The sequence below is a fragment of the Mesorhizobium hawassense genome (genome assembly GCF_003289945.1).
Lineage (GTDB): Bacteria > Pseudomonadota > Alphaproteobacteria > Rhizobiales > Rhizobiaceae > Mesorhizobium > Mesorhizobium hawassense.
On sequence record NZ_QMBP01000014.1, the window covers coordinates 99,906 to 118,206 of the forward strand.

Annotated in this window: 15 protein-coding genes; 6 read left to right on the forward strand and 9 right to left on the reverse strand. The window is 63.6% G+C overall.

Going from position 1 to position 18,301, the window contains the following annotated elements; translation table 11 throughout:
* Position 1 precedes the first annotated feature (1 nt).
* Positions 2-1,279, reverse strand: a complete 1,278-nt coding sequence (gene hemA, locus DPM33_RS25300) for a 5-aminolevulinate synthase (RefSeq protein ID WP_112100125.1) — start codon at positions 1,277-1,279, stop codon at positions 2-4.
* Positions 1,280-1,558: 279 nt separating this feature from the next.
* Between hemA and galE the strand changes: the two genes are divergently transcribed.
* Both galE and DPM33_RS25310 read left to right on the forward strand, forming a co-directional pair.
* On the forward strand, positions 1,559-2,554 hold the full coding sequence (gene galE / locus DPM33_RS25305; protein WP_112100218.1) for a UDP-glucose 4-epimerase GalE: 996 nt from the start codon (positions 1,559-1,561) through the stop codon (positions 2,552-2,554).
* Between the two features lie 99 nt (positions 2,555-2,653).
* Positions 2,654-3,910, forward strand: a complete 1,257-nt coding sequence (locus DPM33_RS25310) for a D-amino acid dehydrogenase (RefSeq protein WP_112100126.1) — start codon at positions 2,654-2,656, stop codon at positions 3,908-3,910.
* A gap of 8 nt (positions 3,911-3,918) precedes the next feature.
* Here DPM33_RS25310 and DPM33_RS25315 read toward each other — a convergent pair whose 3' ends face one another.
* From DPM33_RS25315 to DPM33_RS25345, 7 genes are all read right to left on the reverse strand, one after another.
* Positions 3,919-5,283, reverse strand: a complete 1,365-nt coding sequence (locus tag DPM33_RS25315) for an FGGY-family carbohydrate kinase (RefSeq protein ID WP_112100127.1) — start codon at positions 5,281-5,283, stop codon at positions 3,919-3,921.
* A complete protein-coding gene (gene rhaM / locus DPM33_RS25320; RefSeq protein ID WP_208648451.1) occupies positions 5,280-5,594 on the reverse strand; it encodes an L-rhamnose mutarotase in 315 nt (104 codons plus the stop codon). Before rhaM ends, DPM33_RS25315 begins: the two co-directional genes overlap by 4 nt.
* Positions 5,594-6,595 carry an ABC transporter permease gene (locus DPM33_RS25325; RefSeq protein WP_112100129.1) on the reverse strand — a complete coding sequence of 334 codons (1,002 nt, stop codon included), beginning with the start codon at positions 6,593-6,595 and terminating at the stop codon, positions 5,594-5,596. The genes rhaM and DPM33_RS25325 overlap by 1 nt, the downstream gene beginning before the upstream one ends.
* On the reverse strand, positions 6,592-7,569 hold the full coding sequence (locus DPM33_RS25330) for an ABC transporter permease (protein WP_112100130.1): 978 nt from the start codon (positions 7,567-7,569) through the stop codon (positions 6,592-6,594). Before DPM33_RS25330 ends, DPM33_RS25325 begins: the two co-directional genes overlap by 4 nt.
* Positions 7,566-9,119 carry a sugar ABC transporter ATP-binding protein gene (locus DPM33_RS25335; RefSeq protein WP_112100131.1) on the reverse strand — a complete coding sequence of 518 codons (1,554 nt, stop codon included), beginning with the start codon at positions 9,117-9,119 and terminating at the stop codon, positions 7,566-7,568. The genes DPM33_RS25330 and DPM33_RS25335 overlap by 4 nt, the downstream gene beginning before the upstream one ends.
* An 84-nt stretch (positions 9,120-9,203) precedes the next feature.
* Positions 9,204-10,199, reverse strand: a complete 996-nt coding sequence (gene rhaS / locus DPM33_RS25340) for a rhamnose ABC transporter substrate-binding protein (RefSeq protein WP_112100132.1) — start codon at positions 10,197-10,199, stop codon at positions 9,204-9,206.
* Positions 10,200-10,254: 55 nt separating this feature from the next.
* Positions 10,255-11,064, reverse strand: a complete 810-nt coding sequence (locus DPM33_RS25345; RefSeq protein ID WP_112100133.1) for a DeoR/GlpR family DNA-binding transcription regulator — start codon at positions 11,062-11,064, stop codon at positions 10,255-10,257.
* Between the two features lie 189 nt (positions 11,065-11,253).
* On the opposite strand from DPM33_RS25345, the gene DPM33_RS25350 reads away from it, so the two are divergent.
* From DPM33_RS25350 to DPM33_RS25365, 4 genes are all read left to right on the forward strand, one after another.
* A complete protein-coding gene (locus DPM33_RS25350) occupies positions 11,254-13,356 on the forward strand; it encodes a bifunctional rhamnulose-1-phosphate aldolase/short-chain dehydrogenase (protein ID WP_112100134.1) in 2,103 nt (700 codons plus the stop codon).
* A gap of 94 nt (positions 13,357-13,450) precedes the next feature.
* Positions 13,451-14,743 (forward strand): L-rhamnose catabolism isomerase, encoded by a 1,293-nt coding sequence (gene rhaI, locus DPM33_RS25355; RefSeq protein ID WP_112100135.1) that lies wholly within the window; start codon positions 13,451-13,453, stop codon positions 14,741-14,743.
* A gap of 99 nt (positions 14,744-14,842) precedes the next feature.
* Positions 14,843-16,582: a gamma-glutamyltransferase gene (ggt, locus tag DPM33_RS25360; RefSeq protein WP_112100136.1), complete on the forward strand. Its 1,740-nt coding sequence runs from the start codon at positions 14,843-14,845 to the stop codon at positions 16,580-16,582.
* A 533-nt stretch (positions 16,583-17,115) separates the two neighbouring features.
* Positions 17,116-17,748 carry a hypothetical protein gene (locus tag DPM33_RS25365; RefSeq protein WP_112100137.1) on the forward strand — a complete coding sequence of 211 codons (633 nt, stop codon included), beginning with the start codon at positions 17,116-17,118 and terminating at the stop codon, positions 17,746-17,748.
* 156 nt (positions 17,749-17,904) lie between these two features.
* Here DPM33_RS25365 and DPM33_RS25370 read toward each other — a convergent pair whose 3' ends face one another.
* On the reverse strand, positions 17,905-18,252 hold the full coding sequence (locus DPM33_RS25370; protein ID WP_167449208.1) for a hypothetical protein: 348 nt from the start codon (positions 18,250-18,252) through the stop codon (positions 17,905-17,907).
* Between the last annotated feature and the right edge of the window lie 49 nt (positions 18,253-18,301).

Sequence of the window (18,301 nt, forward strand, 5' to 3'; positions counted from 1 at the left end):
TTCAGCCGCCTGACTTCGGAACGAGCAGCGGAATGATCCGGTCGGTTTTCGCAACGGCGGGCCGGCCGGCGGCGCCATAGGGGATGCCCAGCGCATCCCAGGTCTCGACCAGCGCGTCCTGCAATTCGGCGATCAGCGCGTCCGAGTGGAAGGGCGTCGGCGTGATGCGCAGCCGCTCGGTGCCGCGGGGCACCGTCGGATAGTTGATCGGCTGGATGTAGATGCCGTGCACGCCGAGCAGGCGGTCGCTGGCCATCTTGCAAAGCTCGGGGTCGCCGACCAAGACCGGCACGATATGGGTGGCCGATTCCATCACCGGCAGCCCGGCAGCGGCAAGCACCTGCTTGGTTCGCGATGCCTGGCGCTGCTGCGCGTCGCGCTCGGCCTGCGAGCGCTTCAGATGCCGGATCGAGGTGGTGGCGGCGGCCGCGATCGCCGGCGGCAGCGCGGTGGTGAAGATGAAGCCCGGCGCATAGGAGCGCACCGCGTCGATCACGGCGCTGGTGCCGGTGATGTAGCCGCCCAGCGTGCCGAAGGCCTTGGCGAGGGTGCCTTCGATGATGTCGATGCGGTCGGCCAGGCCTTCGCGTTCGGTGATGCCGCCGCCGCGCGGTCCATACATGCCCACCGCATGGACCTCGTCGATATAGGTCATGGCGTTGTAGCGCTCGGCGAGCTCGACGATCTGCCTGATCGGCGCGATGTCGCCGTCCATCGAATAGACGCTTTCGAAGACGATCAGCTTGGCGCGCTCGCGGCCGGCCGCCTGCAAGAGGCTTTCCAGATGCGCGACGTCGTTGTGGCGGAAGATCTTCTTCTCGGCACCGGAGCGGCGCACGCCCTCGATCATCGAGGCATGGTTCAGCTCGTCCGAGATGATCAGGCAGTTGGGCAGAAGCCGGGCAATGGTCGAGATCGAGGCTTCGTTGGAGACGAAGCCGGAGGTGAAGACGAGCGCTGCTTCCTTGTCGTGCAGGTCGGCGAGCTCATGCTCGAGCTCGACCAGCGGGTTCGAGGTGCCGGAAATGTTGCGGGTGCCGCCGGCGCCCGAACCCATCCTGCCGGCGGCGCTCTGGAAGGCGGCAATCACATCCGGGTTCTGGCCCATGCCGAGATAGTCGTTGGAGCACCAGACGGTGATTTCCTGGGCGCGGCCGTTGGAACGCCAGATGGCGCGCGGGAACTTGCCCACGATGCGCTCGAGGTCGGCGAAAACGCGGTAGCGACGCTCGGCGTGGAGCTGGTCGATCGCATCCTCGAAGAACCGCTGGTAGTTCATATCGGCTTCCCAATTTTGAGCCGGATCATAGTCACTGCCCTATGCCGCGTCCACCAGACCCAACCGGTCAAAATGCCACGCCCTTGCCCTGTTCCTAACGATGCCGGATCGTGGCCTATTCCCTGGGATGTGAACCAGCTTTGTTTCAGTACGATGCCTCGGGCGGCAGGAACTGTTACGGACTTAACATAGCAGAGAGGCTAGTGGGCTTGCGGCGGGGTTTCCAGCACGGTGGCTGTTGAGACAGTTTCCGATAAATCTTGATCAGCGAGGTAGATGATGACGGTTTTGGTGACGGGCGGTGCCGGTTATATCGGCAGCCACATGGTCTGGGAGCTTCTCGACGCCGGCGAAAGCGTCGTGGTGCTCGACCGGCTTTCCACGGGCTTCGAATGGGCGGTCGCCCCGGAAGCAAAGCTCGTCGTCGGCGACGTCGCCGACCGCGACCTCGTGGGCCGGATCATCCGCGACAATCATGTCGACGCCATTATCCACTTCGCCGGCTCGATCGTGGTGCCGGAATCGGTCTCCGATCCGCTCGGTTATTATGAAAACAACACCTGCAAGACCCGCACGCTGATCGAAACCGCGGTGCGCGAAGGCGTGCCGCATTTCATCTTCTCCTCCACCGCCGCCGTCTATGGCGGCGCCGGGCTGGAGCCGGTGCGCGAGGATGCCCGCCTGGCGCCGGAATCGCCCTACGGCCTTTCCAAACTGATGAGCGAATGGATGCTGCGCGACGCGGCGCTGGCGCACGACATCCACTATACGGCGCTGCGCTATTTCAACGTCGCCGGCGCCGATCCCAAGGGCCGCACCGGGCAGTCGACGCCCGGCGCCACGCATCTGATCAAGGTCGCCTGCGAGACCGCGCTCGGCAAGCGTCCCTTCATGCAGGTCTTCGGCACCGACTATCCGACGCCGGACGGCACCTGCATGCGCGATTATATCCATGTCAGCGATCTCGCCGCGGCGCACCGGCTGGCGCTGCAGCGGCTACGCGACGGGGGCAACAGCCTCGTCGCCAATTGCGGCTACAGCCATGGCTATTCGGTGCTGGAAGTGATCGACAGCGTGCGCCGCGCTTTCGGCCATGATTTCGACGTCCGCATGGGCGAACGCCGTCCCGGCGACGCCGCCGCGGTGGTTGCCAATTCCGAGCTTGCCCGCAAGGAGCTCGGCTGGACGCCGCAGCGCGACGATCTCGACCTGATCGTCAACGACGCGCTGGCCTGGGAACGCATTCTGACGACCAAGAACTCCGTTCGAAACTAAGCTGTTGGGCCAAGGACTCGTCCGGCGCATCGAGACGCGCTATGGGATCGCCGGGGCGCTGTCAAAGCGTGGCGCCCCGTTCGATCCTGAGGGGACGGCATGAAGGTCCTGGTTCTCGGCGCCGGCGTGGTTGGCACGGCGGCCGCCTACTATCTGGCTAGGGACGGTCACGAGGTGATCGTGATCGATCGCCATGAGGCGGCGGCGCGCGGCACCAGCCAGTCGAATGCCGGCCTGGTCTCGCCTGGCGACGCCACCGCCTGGGCTTCCCCCGCCGCGCTGAAGACCTTCCTGCGCGCGCTCTGGAACCACGATCTCGGCATCAAGGTCAGGCTGCGCCTTGACCCTTATTTCTATCTTTGGAGCCTGCGCTTCCTGCGCGAATGCACGGTGAAGCGGCTGCGCGCCAACACCGACATCAAGCTCAGGCTCGCGCTCCATTCCCGCGATTGCATCAATGCGCTTTCGGAGGAGACCGGCATCCACTACGACGAGCGCAAGAAGGGCATCATTTACTTCTTCCGCTCGCAGAAAAGCCTCGACACGGGCACCGACAACTACCGCTATCTCGCCGAGCACGGCCTGCCGATCGAGATCGTCGGGCGCGGGCGCCTGGTCGAACTGGAGCCCGGCCTCGCCGGCGTCAAGGAGAAGATCGCCGGCGGCATCTATTCGCCGATCGACCAGACCGGCGATTCCAAGCAGTTCACGGACAACCTTGCCGCTTATGCCGCCGAAAAGCTCGGCGTGAAATTCCTCTTCGGCACGACGGTCGAGGGCCTCGATATCGAGGGCGACCGGGTGCGCGCGGCGATGACCTCGGCCGGCCCTGTCGTCGGCGATGCCGTCGTCATCTCGATGGGGCCGGAAAGCGGCCTGCTCGGCCGCCGCTACGGCATCGACCTGCCGGTCTATCCGGTGAAGGGCTACACCGCGACGATTCCGCTGCAGGACGAGAGCAAGGGGCCGACCATGGGCGGCGCCGACGAGGACCGGTTGATCGGCTATTCGAGGCTCGGCAATCGCCTGCGCATGTCCTCGACCGCCGAGTTCACCGGCTTCGACCGCAGCTTCAAGCCGCGCGATTTCAGAACCATCCTGGAAACCGGCAAGGACCTCTTCCCGGGCGCTTTCGACGAGAAGAAGGCCGTGTTTTGGGCCGGCTTGCGGCCGATGATGCCGAACTCGGTTCCCGTGATTGGCCAGGCTAAGTACCGCAATCTCTATCTCGACACCGGCCACGGCCATGTCGGCTGGACCATGGCCTGCGGCTCGGGCCAATTCCTGGCCGACGTCGTTGCCGGCCGCAAGCCGCGGATCGACCCGCGGGGATTGCTTTACGGGACAATACGCTGAGCGATGGCTTACGCGGTGGCGATCTTCCGCCACGCTCGCGTATAGGCTTGCCATGCCGGATCGGTCGGCGGCTCGGTCCGCTCACCCTTGCTCATCGCGGGCGTTTCGTCCGACGCCAGCAGCGCGGCGCCGATGCTTGTGCCGGTCGAGGTCTCCGATGCGATGACCGGCCGCTCCATCGCCGCCGCCAGCATGCAGTTGAAAAGCGGGTTGCGCGCGAACGGTCCTTCGACGGTCGTCGGCCCGTCGCCGCCGATCAGCTCCAGGCAGGTCGCGGTCATCAGCGCCAGATAGAACGAAATGGCCGCGAAGCGCTGCCCGGGGCTCAAGTCCTCGGCATTGACCCACCGCGCGTCACGATGCGGAAAGGGTCCGGACCCTTGTTGCGTGGAAGGCAGAAGCAGGGCTTGCCGCGCCAGCACCGCGGCGACATCGTCATCGATCCACTCCTGCGGCTGGCCGTCGGTCAGCAGCGAGAATTCGCGTCCGCCCATGAAGCGGGCCGAAGGCACGGGATCGCCGAGCGCGTTGACATTGACCAGCGTGTCGCGCGCCGGCTCGAGTTCGACCTTCCTGCCGCCGACCGCCATCGACACCACCCATGTGCCGGTCGAAACGACGCAGAAGGGCGGTGCGTCGGACAGAAGATGCGGCAGCAGCGAGGCGTTGGAATCGTGCAGGCCGCAGAACACCGGCGTCTGCGGATCGAGCCCAGTGCGCCGGGCAAACACCGGCAGGATCGGACCAAGCCGCTCTTTTGCCGGCCGCACCGGCGCCATCAACTGGCGCCAGCCCATCTTGTCGACCAGCGACGAATAGTCGGACGCCCAGGGGTTCCACAAATCGGTATGGCAGCCGAGCGAAGTCGCCTCGTTGGCGGCGATGCCGGTCAGCCGCAGCGCCCAATATTGCGGATACATCAGCATCGCGGCCGCCCTGGCGAATTCCGCCGGGAAGCGCTTCTGCTGCCAGAAGAGCTGCGCGCCGAGATTGAGGCCGACCGGCAACCGCGGCGTCCCGGTCTCGGCGAAGGAGGGGCGGATGGCGTCATACTCCTGTGCCAGCCGGTCGGGGCCGTCGAACTCATAGTCGAGCACCGGCAGCGCCAGTTCGCCCGATTGATCGACCAACACGCCCGTCGCGCCATGCGTGGTGACCGATATCGCATCGATCCGCCTTTCACCGTTGAGATAGGCGAGACTGTTCAGGATGAACGTCCACAGCGCCTCGACATCGTGATGCGGGTAGGGAGCGTGCCGTACCGGAGCATTCGCCATGCGGCGCAGCGCGATCTCACTCAGCGTCGTGAGATCGACCAGCGCCACCTTGGCGTTGGTCTTGCCGATATCGATGACGGCGACGTGGCGGATCATGCCATATGGAACATCGTTTCGAGCGGCACCGCCAGCGGCTCGTTGTCGGCTTTCGTCTCCATCACGTCGGCCATATGCGCCCACCAGCGCTGCATCACCGGATGCCTGGGCAGGTCGGCCATGCCGTGGTCGTCGCGGCGCCACAGCACGCCGAACAGGATGTCGGTCTCCTCGTCGAGATGGATCGAATAGTCGGAGACGCCGGCCTGTTTCAGCAGGGCAACCAGCTCGGGCCAGATCTCGTCATGGCGGCGCTTGTACTCTGCCTTCATGCCGGGGTTGAGCTTCATCTTGAAGGCGTATTTTTCCATCAGGCGAAGCGCCCTTCGCGCAGCCGCCGCCAGAGGATGGGCAGCGCAATGACGATGATCAGCAGCAGGCCGATGAAGATCGACATGACGATGCCCGGCACGTTGAGCAACCCAAGCCCGAAAGTCACCAGCCCCATGATGAAGGCGGCGAGCACGATGCCGAGGATGCTGCCGGCGCCGCCGAGGATCGAGACGCCGCCGAGCACCACCATGGTGATCGCCTCGAGCTCATAGCCCTGCGCAATCGACGGCCTTGTCGAACCGAGCCGCGAGGTGATCAGCACGGAGGCGATGCCTGACATCAGGCCAGTGAGGCAAAACAGGATGAACTTGATGCGGTCGACGCGCACGCCGGAGAACTGGCAGGCGACTGGATTGTTACCGATGGCGAAGATGCGCCGACCGAAGCTCGTGCGGTGCAGCACGAACCAGTAGATGGCTGCCGCGACCAGGAACAGCGCCAGCTCGAACGAGAAGACCCACCAGACATAGCCTTGGCCGAAGAAGGCGAAGCTTTCCGGATAGCCCTTATAGGCCTGGTCGCCGAGGATGATGAAGGCGATGCCGCGAAACAGGCTCATCGTGCCGATGGTGACGACGATGGACGGCAGGCCGAGCCGGGTGACCAACAGCCCGTTGAACGCGCCGCAGCCAAGCCCGACGACGACGCCGATCGCCACTAGCACCGGCGTGCCGGCGCCGGCCTGCACGGCCATGCCCATCATCGTCGAGGCGAGCGCCACGATGGCGGCGACCGACAGGTCGATCTCGCCGGAGATGATCAGTAGCGCCATGGCAAGCGCGATCAGGCCTTTTTCGGTGAAGTTGAAGGTGAGGTCCGACAGCGACCACGGGTCGAGGAAATAGGGCGACGCGACGCTGTTTACCGCGAAGATGGCAACCGCGATAATGACGAGCAGCGCTTCCCAGGAGAAGATGGCCGAAGACAGCGGCTTGTCGAGCCGGTCGGGAATGTGGCGCGGGGCAGGGGTGTCGGTCATGCCGCTTCCGCCTTTCTCAGGATGATGCGGCCTTGCCGGCGCTCGCCGCGTGCGTTGAGCACCACGGCCAGGATGATGGCGCTGCCCGAGATCGCCATCTGCCAGAACGGCGAGATGTTGATGACCGGCAGCGCGTTGGAGATGATGCCGAGGAACAGCGCGCCGAGCACCGCGCCGCCGACCGAGCCGATGCCGCCAGCGATCGAGATGCCACCGATCACACAGGCGGCGATGATGTTGAGCTCATAGCCATTGGCGACTTCGACCGAGGCGATCACGTAGCGCGAAATCCAAAGATAGCCGGCGAGCCCGCCGATCATGCCGGAGATGCAAAAGACGATGAATTTGGTGCGGCCGACATCGATGCCGGCATAGACCGAGGCGGTCGGATTGACGCCGATGGCGTAGATCGAGCGGCCGATCGCGGTCCGCGTCATCACCAGGAAGAACAGCGCGATCACGATGATCGCGATCCAGGACAGCACCGGCAGGCCGAGGAAGGCGACGCGCTGGAAATTGATGAAGTCGGGGCTCATCTGGTCGGCATTGACCCAGGCGCCGCCGGAGACGACGAAGGTGGTGCCGCGATAGATGGTCAGCGTGCCCAGCGTCACCACGATGGAAGGAATGTTCAGCCGCCACACCAGGAAGCCGTTGATCGCGCCGAGCACCAACCCGACGGCGAGGGCGACGACGATCAGCACCGGGATCGGGATCGCCGGATGCGCGGCGTTGAGCATCGCCACCACCATGCCGGTGAAGCAGAGATTAGACGCCATCGAGAGGTCGATCGAGCGCGTCAGGATCACCACCATCTGTCCCAGCGCCAGGATCATCAGGATCGACGTGTCGTTGAACACCTGGCGCAGATTGCTGGGGTCGGCGAAGCCTGGGAAGCGTGTCGAGATCAGGCCGATCAGCACGACGATACCGGCAAGTAGCCAGATTTCGCGATATTTGAGGAAGCTCTTCATGCCGCGATCCCCGCTGCCGTTCGAACCAGCGTCTCGGCATCGAGGCCCTTGTTGTCGTAGGTCGCCGCGATACGGCCTTCGCGCATGACCACGACCCGGTCCGACATGCCGAGGATCTCGGGCAGTTCCGACGACACCATGATCACCGACAGCCCTTGCGCGACAAGCTCGGCCATGAAGCCGTGCACTGCGGCCTTGGAGCCGATGTCGATGCCCTTGGTCGGCTCGTCGAGGATGATCACCTTCGGCGTCGTCGCCAGCCATTTGGCGATCACCACCTTCTGCTGGTTGCCGCCCGACAGCGTGCCGACATCCTGGCTGAGCGAAGAGGCGCGCAGATCGAGCCGCTCGGTGTAGGAGCGGGCGAGCGAGAACTCTTCCGCGTGCTTGAGCACGCCGGATTTCGAGGTGCGCGCAAGCGATGGCAGCGACACGTTCTGGAAGATCGGCAGGCCGATCACCACACCCTGCTTGCCGCGCTCCTCCGGCACATAGACGATGCCGGCCTCGATCGAATCCGCCGCCGATTTCGGCGCGATCGCCTTGCCGTCGAGGGAAATCGCGCCTCGGCTCGTGCGGGTGATCCCTGCGATCGCCTGCATGACTTCGCTTCGCCCGGCACCGACCAGACCGTAGAAGCCGAGGATCTCGCCCTTGCGCAGCTCGAAGCCGATGTCGTCGAATTCGGTCGGATGCGACAGGCCCGAGACGGAAAGCACCGGCGCGCCGATCTTCGGTTCGCGCTGCGGAAAGATGTGGTCGACATTGCGCCCGACCATCATGCGCACGATCTCGTTCTGGCCGGTGTCCTTGAGCATTCCCTCGCCGACCATCTCGCCGTCTCGGAACACGGTGTAGCGATCGGCGATGCGATAGATCTCGTCGAACTTGTGGCTGATGAAGAGCACCGCCTTGCCTTCGCTCTTCAGGAATTCGATCAGGAGGAAAAGCTCCTCGATCTCCTTCATCGAGAGCGCCGCCGTCGGTTCGTCCATGATGACGATGCGCGCGTCGATCGACATCGCGCGGGCGACGGCCACGAGATGCTTGTTGGCGATGCCGAGATCCTTCAGCCGCGCGTCGGCGTCGATATGGCCGGCGCGCATCGTCTCCAGCACCTCGCGCGCATTTTTTCGCATCGTGCGCCAGTCGATGGTGCCGAAGCGGCTGCGCGGCGCGTGGCCGAGGAAGATGTTTTCGGCGACCGACAGATCGTCGAACAGCACGGTTTCCTGATGGATGGCGGTGATGCCGTGGCCGAAGGCGGCGTGCGCGCTGGGCAGTGTCGTGACCTGGCCGTCGATGCCGATCTCGCCGGAATCCGGCTGGTAGATGCCGGTCATGATCTTGACCAGCGTCGACTTGCCGGCGCCGTTCTCGCCGATCAGCGCCGTCACCTGACCCGGATAGAGCGACAGGCTGACATTGTGCAGCGCGCGGACACCCGGGAAACTCTTGGAAATGCCTGCGAGTGTCAGGCGAGCGCTCAGAGCCGGGTGTGAAGCCTGTGACTGCTCCGTTTCCACTTTGCGCTGGGCTGTCGTGTCCATATCCGTATCAGGCCCTGAAAGAAGGTCCGTTTGAAGATGCGGCGGGACAATTGTCCCGCCGCATGAGCTTGAAGTCGACCAGGATCAATAGATCTTGGAGAACTTCTCGATGTTGGTCTTGTCGAACTGGAAGGGCGGCGCCATCGCGGCCGAGTTGGTGTCGTCGAGCGTCACCTTGCCGACGCGGCCGATCGACAGCGTGGCGCCGGGCTTGGCCTCTTCCTTCTTCACCGCCAGGTCATGGGCGAGATAGATAGCCGAATAGCCGAGGTCGATCGGGTTCCATAGCGCGACCGCCTGGCTGGCACCGTTGTCGATGAACTTCTTGAACTCCGACGGCAGCGCGAGACCCGTCACATTGACCTTGCCGATCAGGTTCTCGTCGGTGACGACCTGCGCAGCCGCAACAACACCAACCGTGGTCGGCGCGATGATCGCCTTGAGGTTCGGATAGGATTTCAAGAGGCCCTTGGCTTCGTCGGTGCTCTTGGCCGAGTCGTCATCGCCATAGACGGTGGCGACCAGCTTGATCTTCGGGAACTTCTCCGGCAGCACCTTCTTGGCCGCTTCGATCCAGGCGTTCTGGTTGGTGGCGGTCGAGGATGCAGACAGGATGGCGACGTCGCCGCCTTCGGGCAGATAGTCGGCGGCGAGCTTGATGATGGTCTCGCCGATCAGGCCAGTGTCGGACGGGTTGAGGTGGAGCTGGCGGCCTTCCTTGGCGACGCCGGAGTCCCACGAGATGACCGTGATGCCGCGTTCCATCGCCTTCTTCAGCACCGGCACCAGCGCGTCGGCGTCATTGGCCGAAACCGCGATGGCGTTGACCTTTTGCGCGATCAGCGAGTTGATCACCTCGATCTGCGCTTCGGCGGTCGCTTTGGTCGGGCCGGTGTAGATGACGTCGACATCGCCCAGTTCCTTGGCCGCTTCCTCGGCGCCTTTGTTGGCGGCGTCGAAGAAGCCGTTGCCGAGCGACTTCACGACCAGCGCGATCTTGACGTTATCGGCATAGGCGGCATTCACGAACATGGCGGCGGAAAAGGCCGCCGTAACCAGCAGTTTCTTCAAAAAGCTCATCGAACATCCTCCCTTGAGCGTTGCATTCCATCGCCGCTGCGGGCGTGAGTCTTCCTCAGGCCTGCAGTGAAGATTCTTCCTTGTCGTTTGACTGTTTGCGGGCGACGATCAGCGCCACGCCCGCTGTCTCCAGCATCTTGGCCTCGCGGTCCTCTATGCCGTCGTCGGTGATCACGGTTGCGATGCGTGACAGCCCGCACAGGATCAGGCTGGAGCGCATGCGGAATTTCGAGGAATCGACCAGCACCACCAGCTCGTCGGCCTGGTCGATCAATTTCTGCTCGGCCTGGATCAGCAGCGGATCGCCTTCCATCAGCCCGAGCGGCCCCAGCCCCTGCGCGCCCATGAACATGCGGCGCGCATAGAAATTGCGTGTCACGTCATTGTCGAAGGGCGACAGGATGATGTTCTGCTCGCGGTAGATCGTGCCGCCGGACAGCATCACCGTGTTCTTCGAATGCTTGAGCAGATGCTCGGCGATCGGGAAGGAGTTGGTGAAGATCGGCATCCGGCGCCCGGTCAGGTAATGCACCATCTGGAAAGTGGTGGTGCCGCCATTGATGATGATCGGCTCGCCGTCCTGGCAAAGGTTCACTGCTTCCCGCGCGATCGCCCGCTTCTGCGCGGCGTTGAGCGTCTCGTTGACGGAGAAGGGCCGGCCGGCAAGGCCGATGAACTGCGGCGGCGAGATCGCCTCGGCGCCGCCGCGCACCCGGCGCAGGCGTTTTTGCACATGCAGCGCCGCGATATCGCGCCGGATCGTCGCTTCGGACGAGTCCGTCAGCTCGACCATCTCCTGCACCGTCACCACAGGCTTTTCCTGGACGGCGGACAGAATGATCCTGTGGCGCTCTTTTTCGTGCATGGCTCCTCCCTGCCTGACCATCAGGCCTTAGAAAACGCGCAGTGTCAATCATTTCCGATCATATATTTTCATTGTGCAGTGCAATATGATCGGTCTTGATCGTTTATGATTGACAAGCGGAGCGCTTGCGTAGACATTCCCGAGCGAGAAATGAGGAGCGCACCCTTCGCGCTTCAAGGGAGGATACCTATGCTCGACAAGCGCTCCGGCTCGCGCCTCGCCAATCTGTGGGACGATGCAAAAGCCGAAGGGATGAGCGGTCCCGAGCTCCTGGTCTATCGCTCGAACACTCTGGGTTCGGACAAGCGCGTCACCAACTACGGCGGCGGCAACACCTCGTCCAAGGTCTGGCAGAAGGACCCGCTGACCGGCGAGGATGTCGAGGTGCTGTGGGTCAAGGGCTCGGGCGGCGACAGCGCCTCGATCAAGCTCGACGGCTTCGCCACGCTCTACATGGACAAATTGCGCGCGCTGAAGGGTCTCTATCGCGGGCTCGCGCATGAGGATGAGATGGTGGGCTATCTGCCCCACTGCACCTTCAATCTCAATCCGCGCGCGGCCTCGATCGACACGCCGCTGCATGCCTACGTGCCCAAGGCTTGCGTCGACCACATGCATCCCGACGCCATCATCGCCATCGCCGCCGCCAAGGACTCCAAGGCGATCACCAAGGAGATCTTCGGCGACGCCATCGGCTGGCTGCCCTGGAAGCGGCCGGGCTTCGAGCTTGGCCTGTGGCTGGAGAAGTTCTGCGTCGAAAATCCCGATGCCAAGGGCGTCGTGCTGGAAAGCCACGGCCTGTTCACCTGGGGCGACACGCCGAAGGAATGCTACGAAACCACGATCTCGGTGATCAACCAGGCGATCGAGTGGTTCGAGCGCCGGTCGGAAGGCGTGGCGATCTTCGGCGGCGAGGCGGTGCAATCGCTCGACGCCTCCGCCCGCCGCGCCATCGCCGCCAAGCTGATGCCGAGGATCCGCGGGCTGATCTCCGAAAAAAGCCACAAGCTCGGCCATTTCGACGACCAGCCGGCGGTGCTCGAATTCGTCAATTCGAAGGATCTGCGGCCGCTGGCGGCGCTCGGCACGTCCTGCCCCGATCATTTCCTGCGCACCAAGATCAGGCCACTGGTGATCGAGTTCGATCCGAAGGGTCCGGATGTCGACGCCGTCATCGCGCGCCTCGCCGACGACATTGCCGCCTATCGGGTCGGCTACCAGGCCTATTACGACAGCTGCAAGCATCCGGATTCGCCCGCCATCCGCGATCCGAACGCCGTCGTCTATCTGATGCCGGGCGTCGGCATGTTCACCTTCGCCGGCGACAAGGCGACGGCCCGCATCTCCGGCGAATTCTACGTCAACGCCATCAATGTCATGCGCGGCGCCTCGACGGTCTCGTCCTATGTCGGCCTGCCGGCGCAGGAAGCCTTCGACATTGAATATTGGCAGCTCGAGGAAGCCAAGCTCCAGCGGCTGCCGAAGCCCAAGGCGCTGGCCGGCCAGATCGCGCTGGTCACCGGCGGCGCCGGCGGCATAGGCCGCGCCACCGCCAACCGGCTGCTGCGCGAGGGTGCCTGCGTGGTGCTCGCCGATATCGACGAAGCGGCGCTCGCCAGCGCCAACGAGGAGCTGTCCAAAGCCTACGGCAAGGATTTCGTCCGACCTGTCGTGATCAACGTCACCTCGGAGGACCAGGTCGTCGCCGGTTTCGCCGAGTCGTCGGTCGAATTCGGCGGCGTCGATATCCTGGTTTCGAACGCCGGCCTAGCCTCGTCGGCGCCGATCGAGGAGACGACGCTGGCGTTGTGGAACAAGAACATGGACATCCTGTCCACCGGCTATTTCCTCGTTTCGCGCGAGGCTTTCCGGCTGTTTCGCGCCCAGAAGATCGGCGGCAACGTCGTCTTCGTCGCCTCCAAGAACGGGCTTGCGGCCTCGCCCAACGCCGCCGCCTATTGCACGGCCAAGGCGGCCGAGATCCATCTCGCGCGCTGCCTGGCGCTGGAGGGCGCAGAGGCGCAGATCAGGGTCAATGTCGTCAATCCCGATGCCGTGCTGCGCGGCTCCAAGATCTGGACCGGCGAGTGGAAGGAACAGCGCGCCGCCGCTTACAAGATGTCGACCGACGATCTCGAGGAGCATTACCGTTCGCGCTCGATGCTGAAGCGCTCGGTTTTCCCCGAAGACATCGCCGAGGCGATCTACTTCTTCGCCTCCGACATGTCGGCCAAGTCGACCGGCAACATCGTCAACGTCGACGCCGGCAACGCGCAAAGCTTTACGCGATAGGCGCGCGCTTCCTTCTCCCCGCTTCACGGGGAGAAGGTGCCCGAAGGGCGGATGAGGGGCGGCGCCGGCCGAACGAGTACTGGGAGGAATTGCATTGTCTGAAGTCATCATCTCGGCCGACCTCGTCGCCAGCCACAACGCCGCCCGCAAGGCCGACCTCGAACGCGACTACGCCTCGCTCGGCGAGCGCCTCGACCGGCGCGGCATCGCCATCGACGCCATCCGCGACAAGGTGGAAAAATTCGGCGTGGCGATCCCGTCCTGGGGTGTCGGCACCGGCGGCACCCGCTTTGCCCGCTTTCCCGGCGCCGGCGAGCCGCGCGATATCTTCGACAAGATCGAGGACTGCGCCGTCATCAGCCAGCTGACGCAGGCGACGCCGACCGTCTCGCTGCACATTCCGTGGGACAAGGCCGATCCGAACCGGCTGAAGCAGGCGGCCTCGCGCTTCGGCCTCGGCTTCGACGCCATGAACTCCAACACCTTCTCCGACGCGAAGGATCAGGAGCGCTCCTACAAGTTCGGCTCGCTCTCCCATGCCGATGCCGGCACGCGCCGTCAGGCGGTAGAGCACAATCTCGAATGCATCGAGATCGGCAAGGCGCTTGGCTCGAAGGCGCTGACGGTGTGGATCGGCGACGGCTCGAACTTCCCTGGCCAGGTCAATTTCGCCAAGGCCTTCGAGCGCTACCTCGACGCCATGCGCGAGATCTATGCCGGCCTGCCCGACGATTGGCGGCTGTTCACCGAGCACAAGATGTACGAGCCGGCCTTCTATTCGACCGTCGTGCAGGACTGGGGCACCAACTACATCATTGCCAGGGAACTCGGCGACAAGGCCTTCTGCCTGGTCGACCTCGGCCACCATGCGCCCAACGTCAACATCGAGATGATCGTGTCGCGGCTGATCCAGTTCGGCAAGCTCGGCGGCTTCCATTTCAACGATTCCAAATATGGCGATGACGATCTCGACGCCGGCTCGATCGATCCCTACCGGCTGTTCCTCGTCTTCAACGAGTTGGTCGATGCCGAGCTTTCGAGCGCCAAGGGTTTCAACCCCGCGCATATGCTCGACCAGAGCCACAACGTCACCGATCCGATCGAAAGCCTGATGCTGTCGGCGGTCGAGGTGCAGCGTGCCTATGCGCAGGCACTGCTGGTCGACCGCAAGGCGCTGGAAGCTTTCCAGGACGGGAACGACGCGCTGATGGCGACGCAAACGCTGAAAGCCGCCTACCGCACCGATGTCGAGCCGATCCTGGCGATGGCCAGACTGCGCGCCGGCGGCGCCATTGATCCGGTCGCGGCCTATCGCGAGGCCGGCTACCGCGCCAAGGTGGCGGCGGAACGGCCGGCTGTCGCCGGCGGCGGCGGCGGCATCGTCTGACAGGCAGATATCCGATTTGATCTGGTCCAGCGCCATTGGCGGTGGACAGGTCCGCCGGCAGGGTCTTTCCTAGGCGTCCCCAACGCCAGGAGCACCGCCATGCCCTTGACCCGTCGGACGCTGATCGGCGTCACCCTTTCGCTCGCAATTACCCTCACACCGTCGACCATCGTCTTCGCCGCGTCGCCCGCTCCCGCCAAGGGCGAGCACGGCATGGTGGTTACCGCTCAGCATCTTGCCACCGAAGTCGGTGTCGAGGTGCTGAAGAAAGGCGGCAACGCCGTCGATGCCGCGGTTGCCGTCGGCTATGCGCTCGCCGTCGTCTATCCCAATGCCGGCAACATTGGCGGCGGCGGTTTCATGACCGTGCGCATGAAGGACGGCCGCACGACCTTCCTCGATTTCCGCGAGCGCGCGCCGCTCGCCGCGACCAAAACCATGTATCTCGACAAGGACGGCAATCCGATGAAGGGCGCCAGCCTCGACGGTTACCTCGCCGTTGGCGTGCCGGGCTCGGTCGCCGGTTTCGAGATGGCGCGCCAAAAATACGGCACGCAGTCGCGGCAGGATCTGATGGCGCCGGCAATTGCCTACGCCAAAGACGGCTTCGTGCTCAACCAGGGCGACGCCGCCTCTTTCGCCGGCAGCGCCGACCGGCTGGCGAAAGATCCGGCGGCGGCTGCCATCTTCCTGAAAAAGGATGGCAAGCCTTACGGCATCGGCGAGAGGCTCGTTCAGCCGGACCTTGCTGCCTCGCTCTCAGCCATTTCCGAGAAGGGGCCGGACGCCTTCTACAAGGGCGCCATTGCCGATGAAATCGTCAAGGCGAGCGGCGCCAAGGGCGGCATCCTCGCCAAGGGCGACTTCGAGCAATATGCGGTGCGCGAGCTGAAACCCGTGACCTGCTCCTATCGCGGCTACGAAATCATCTCCTCGCCGCCGCCAAGCTCGGGCGGCGTCATCATCTGCGAAATCCTCAATGTGTTGGAAGGCTATCCGCTCGACTATCTCGGCGCCGGTTCCGCCGAGACGGTTCATGTCATGGTCGAAGCGATGCGCCATGCCTATGTCGACCGCAATTCGGCGCTCGGCGATCCCGATTTCGTCGACAATCCAGTCTCGAAACTGCTCGACAAGAACTATGCCAAGGACATTCGCGACAAGATCGATCCCTTCCGCGCCGGCGTCTCCAAGGACCTGATGCCGAAAGGCTTTGGCGAGTCGAAGGAGACAACGCACTATTCGATCATCGACAATGACGGCAACGCGGTCGCCGTCACCTATACGCTGAACGGCTCCTTCGGCGCCGGCGTCGTCGCCGACGGCACCGGCATCCTGCTCAACAACGAGATGGACGATTTCACCCAGAAACCCGGCGTGCCCAACCTCTACGGGCTGGTCCAAGGTGAGGCCAACGCCATCCAGCCGAAGAAGACGCCTTTATCCTCGATGAGTCCGACGATCGTGACGAAGGACGGCAAGCCGTTCATGGTCATCGGCAGTCCGGGCGGCTCGCGCATCATCACCATCACGCTGGAGGCGATCGTCAACGTCATCGACCACGGCATGAACATCCAGCAGGCGGTCGACGCGCCGCGCATCCACCACCAATGGCTGCCGGACACGGTCTATGTCGAACCGTTCGGGCTTTCGCCGGACACCGAGCGGCTGCTCGCCGGCATGGGCTACCACCTCAATCTGAGCGACGAGACCTGGGGGCAGGCGGCCGGCATTCTGGTCGGCGGCAAGAGCCTCAGCGAGATCGAGAAGGGCGGTGGCGCGCGCTACAACGGCGCCATAGACAGCCGCGCCGCCGCGGGCCAGGCTTTGGGGTATTAGAGCAATTCCAGGAAAAGTGTGAGCGGTTGGGCTCGGCGACTTCGCCGTAGCCTCCTCCCGGAATTGCGTCATGACAAAGAGATGGAGCGGTTCGCCGTTTCCGTGAAACGGTGAAACGCTCGAGGCTCAGGGCCGCCCATGAATTGGTCGGTCATTTGACGTGGCAGTTGGGTGCCGCCTCGGGCGGGGCCACCCAACCGACCGCGGCGACAGTGTTGTCATCCCCCGGCAGCAAATGCGACCCGTCGGCGCCACGATAGCTCAGGTCATTGAAGATTAATGATAAATCGCTACAAGACGAAGTAGCGGACGCTGTCCCCGTATGCCTTAATATGCCAAGGCCCCTTGGGCGGCGCTCTAGCGGCAGTCGATGAATGAGTCAGAGTTTTTCTTTGGTGGTCCCTACACGTGACGGAGCGCCGTACAGTCTGATAATTGCCGAAGAATATCGACGGCTCGGGATTGAAATTCGGTATTTCGTCGATAGCCGTTCATCGCCGCGATACGTAGATGATGTGCTTCGCAAAGTAGACTTGGCCACCAAGCTGTCCGTCAGGTGGGGGCGGTCTTATGTCGAAGGCATTCTGCCGAAGATTGCGGCCGTTTCCCGCGCAAAGCGTATTTTCCGGTTGGACGACGATGAATTTCCCTCGCGTGCCTTGCTGACCTGGCTGCGCGATGTTGCGGCACCGGCAAATAAACCGGTGATCGCCGTTCCGCGCCGCGCCGTAGCCGTCATCGATTCCATGGCTGTTTTTGCTGCGAATGTGCCTAATCTGCCGCCGCAAGACCTTCAGTTTAGAGGGTTCCTCGTCGATTCGGTAAGATTCAGGAAGAAGATCCACACGCCGGGCTTTTCGTTCGATGAATCCGACGTCTTGTACGCGCCTTCGGAGTGCCACATCTATCATTTTGACTGGGTTGTACGAAGCCGCGAGCGGCGGGCCAGCAAACTCGAATTCTACGAGAGGATGGAGCCGGGAGCGTTCGAATTGCTGAAGTATCAGTATCTCTACGAGGACTTCGATCCGGCCCTCTATGAGTTTAGCCCTCTGGACGATTCGGACGTATCGGCCCTGACCCTTCGGCTCCATGAAGCGCCGCCCGCACTCGCCGAGGCAACTAAGGGATGGAAGCGGTTTTTCCGCAGGATCGCCTGTCGATGAACCCGTTTCACTTCGCGGCGTTTCAGCGGCCGTCGCCCGGCCTATCGGCAGACAGCAGGCCAGCCGAAAACTTCACAAACGATCAATACGAGCCCATTTTGACCGTCTGCGCCGCGAAACGGAGGAGATCATCTCCCCAACCGGCTGGATTGTTTCTCAGGTGACCAGCGTGATCGTCGAAGCGATCAGCATGACGGCGGCGATGGCGACGAACAACGCATAGATGCGCGGCCGGTCGAGCAGCAGCGCATTGCCCGAAATCCAGGCCGACGTGGCGCCGCCGAGCGCGAACAGGAAGCCGTTGCGATGGCCGAACGACATGGAGGCGGCCATCAGGCCGCCGATGATCAGCGCGCCGAAAACGATGATGACGGCGACCGCGTATTTCTCGAAATCATTACCGCCGCCCATCGCCGGCCCCATCGCATTGAGATTGGGCAGGTCGTCGGGGTCGAAAGGGCTGGTCGAGCCGTATTCGTCTTGACCGAGGGATTCGCGCATCATTCGTTCTCCGCTGAGCGGCAACAAACCATCAACGCCTGCCGAGCGCAAC